At 63.0% G+C, this 2,836-nt stretch carries 4 protein-coding genes; all 4 read right to left on the bottom strand.

Features of this window, described 5'->3' with window-relative positions; translation table 11 throughout:
• Positions 1-3: 3 nt before the first annotated feature.
• The 4 genes from lepB to pyrE all read right to left on the bottom strand — a co-directional run bounded on the left by lepB (position 4) and on the right by pyrE (position 2,720).
• Positions 4-753, bottom strand: a complete 750-nt coding sequence (lepB, locus tag EN742_RS30475; protein ID WP_126055715.1) for a signal peptidase I — start codon at positions 751-753, stop codon at positions 4-6.
• 76 nt (positions 754-829) lie between these two features.
• Positions 830-1,243, bottom strand: a complete 414-nt coding sequence (gene acpS / locus EN742_RS30470; protein WP_126055716.1) for a holo-ACP synthase — start codon at positions 1,241-1,243, stop codon at positions 830-832.
• Positions 1,240-1,833, bottom strand: coding sequence for a DUF2062 domain-containing protein (locus EN742_RS30465; protein ID WP_126055717.1), 594 nt, complete (start codon positions 1,831-1,833; stop codon positions 1,240-1,242). The genes acpS and EN742_RS30465 overlap by 4 nt, the downstream gene beginning before the upstream one ends.
• Positions 1,834-2,141: 308 nt before the next feature.
• Positions 2,142-2,720: an orotate phosphoribosyltransferase gene (gene pyrE / locus EN742_RS30460; RefSeq protein ID WP_126055718.1), complete on the bottom strand. Its 579-nt coding sequence runs from the start codon at positions 2,718-2,720 to the stop codon at positions 2,142-2,144.
• Positions 2,721-2,836 lie beyond the last annotated feature (116 nt).

Here is a 2,836-nt window from a genome sequence, read left to right as displayed (position 1 = left end):
CACCTAGCTGACGAAATGGAACATGCGCGCGGCGCGCATCAGCGACGGCCACTTCCAGATCTCTAGCGGGCTGGCGCCGCCGGCGATCGAGAAGAAGACGATGTTGGCTCGGCCAACAAGGTTCTCGGCCGGCACGAAGCCGACGGTGAAGCGGCTGTCGGAGGAATTGTCGCGGTTGTCGCCCATCATGAAATAGTGGCCGGGAGGCACGTCGAACTCGCGCGTGTTGTCGCCGATCGAATTCGGATTGATGTCGAGCGTGTCATAGCTGACCCCGTTGGGCAGGGTCTCGCGATAGACATCGATCGGCTGAGGCTCTTCGGTGATGTCCGGATTGTCGATCTGGCCAGTCTTCACGCGCGGCACGCCGACACCGTTGATGAAGACCTGGCCGTCCTTGACCTGGATCTTGTCGCCGGGCAGGCCGACGACGCGCTTGATGTAGTCGATGGACGGGTCCGGCGGGAACTTGAACACCACCACGTCGCCGCGCTTCGGCTCGGAACTCCAGACGCGGCCGGAAAAGATGTCGGGACCGAAGGGCAGCGAATAGCGCGAATAGCCATAGGACCATTTGGTGACGAAGAGATAGTCGCCTTCGAGCAAGGTCGGGCGCATCGATCCGGATGGGATCGAGAAGGGCTGGAACAGGAAGGTGCGGATGACCAGCGCGAGCAGCAGCGCCTGAATGATGACGCTGACGGTTTCGCCAAGCCCGCCGGATTTCTTCTCGGATTTTTCAGCCACGCTCATGTCGTCCTCGATTGTGCGTTGGTTGGTATAGAGTCTCGGCGCGCGCTGGGCAACGTCAGCCGGAGGTCAGAAGCAATCAATGTGGCGCTTCTTCGGCGGGCAACGCCTCGATGATCACAAAGGCTTGAGCGAGCGGGAAATCGTCGGTGATGGTGAGATGGATCGCCGCCCTATGTCCCTTCGGCAGAATCTTGTCCAACTGCGCCGCCGCCCCGCCGGTCAAGGCCATGGTCGGCTTGCCGCCGGGCAGGTTGACGACGCCCATGTCGCGCCAGAAGACGCCATGCGCCATGCCGGTGCCCAGCGCCTTGGCGCAGGCCTCCTTGGCGGCGAAGCGCTTGGCATAGGAGGCCGCGCGGGCGGCCCGGTTCTCCGACCGGGCCTGCTCGACCTCGGTGTAGATACGCTGGATGAAGCGCTGGCCGTGCCGCTCCAACGACTTCTCGATGCGTCTGATGTCGATCAGGTCGCTGCCGATGCCGATGATCATTCCGCGGGGACTTCCCGTCCGCCATGTCCATGTTGCGTGGCCTTGCGCGCCCTCTCGGCCATGCGCTTCTTGCGTCGCTCGCGAAAGACGGTCATGCCCCATCGGGTGATGCCGTAGAAGAACAGGCCGAAGACGAGGCCGAGCGGTACCGCGCCGATCAGCATCGGCTCCAGCACCGGATGCCACAATTTCGCGAACGAAAGCGTGTGCATCATTTCCCCAAGGTGCTCAGGCGGCCCATGCTTGGGCAGTCGCTCATGCAGGATGAGCTTGCCGGTTTCCCAGGATGCGCCCCAGAGCAGCGGAAAGGTCAAAGGATTGCCGAAGAACACCGCGCCGAGCGCCGCCGCCACCAGATTGCCGGCAATCACCCAGCACAACACCGCTGCGATGACGAAGTGGAAGCCGAGCGGGAAAAACGAGGCGAAAACGCCGGCCGCGACGCCGGCGGCGACGGCATGCGGAGTGGCCTTCAGCCTCAGGATGCGCTTCGAGAAATACTGCACCGAGCGTGAGAACGAGCGGCGCGGCCAAAGATAGGTACGCACCCGCTCGAAAAGGCCGTCAGGCTTGCGGCGTCGAAAAAGCACTCTGTTCCGGTTCCTAGTACCCAACACCAGCTGTTCCGGCGACCTGAGCCGGCAGGCGATAGCCATATCTTGCGCTTCGAGGCCGCCCGAAGGCAACAGCGACTTTGATATAGCGACACGCCGGCCGAAGGACAACGTCCGGGCCAGCGTCTCGCCGCCCGAGCATATTAGAAACACGGCGGATTTGTGGAGACGGCGCCTTTATCCCGCCAACTCAAGCCCTTCAGCGCGGCGCTGCGGTCAGCGGGCGTCGCTGCCGAGGAGATTCAGGCAACGCGCTCAAGCGCTTGTTTTCACGCATGGCGGCATCAGATGTTGCGGCTGCCGGGCTTGACGGCCGGGATGGCGGCCAGTTCGGGCGGCAAGCGATCGGCCGGATAGGCCGGAACCTCGTATTCGGCGAGCGCGACCAGTGGCACGCCGACATCGGTCTTGCCGGCCGAACGGTCGATGATGCAGGCGGCCGCCGCCACCTCGGCGCCGAGCTCGCGCAGGCACTCGATGGTCTCGCGGATGGAGAGACCGGTGGTCACGATGTCCTCGACGATGACGACACGCGAGCCCTTGGCGATCTCGAAGCGGCGCAGCCTGAACTCGCCCCCTTCCCGTTCGACCCAGATCGCCGGGGCGCCGAGATGACGCGAGGTTTCGTAAGCCGGGATCAGGCCACCGATCGCCGGGCCGACGACATAGTCGATCCGGCCGGGCACCGCCTTGCGGATCTTCTCGGCCAGCGCCTTGCACAACCGCTCGGTCTTGTCGGCATGCATGAAGACCCTCGCCTTCTGCAGGAAGACCGGACTGCGCAAGCCCGACGTCAGGATGAAATGGCCCTCCAGAACTGCGCCGGCCTCGCGGAAGATGCCCAGCACTTCGTCGGTGTTCATAGTTGCTCCATGCCGATGGTGGGTGGTGAATCAGTAGTGAGTAGTTGGTAGTGAGAGCCCCTTCTATTCACTATTCACTATTCACTATTCACTATTCACTATTCACTATTCACTAT

The organism is Mesorhizobium sp. M4A.F.Ca.ET.020.02.1.1 (assembly GCF_004022645.1).
GTDB lineage: Bacteria > Pseudomonadota > Alphaproteobacteria > Rhizobiales > Rhizobiaceae > Mesorhizobium.
The sequence above is the reverse complement of the archived record's forward strand: the minus strand, read 5'-3'. Positions and strand labels throughout refer to the sequence as shown.

Bases quoted from the DNA above. Each gene is read 5' to 3' on its own strand.
- lepB (WP_126055715.1), bottom strand. From the start codon at position 753: ATGAGCGTGGCTGAAAAATCCGAGAAGAAATCCGGCGGGCTTGGCGAA.
- pyrE (WP_126055718.1), bottom strand. From the start codon at position 2,720: ATGAACACCGACGAAGTGCTGGGCATCTTCCGCGAGGCCGGCGCAGTT.
- acpS (WP_126055716.1), bottom strand. From the start codon at position 1,243: ATGATCATCGGCATCGGCAGCGACCTGATCGACATCAGACGCATCGAG.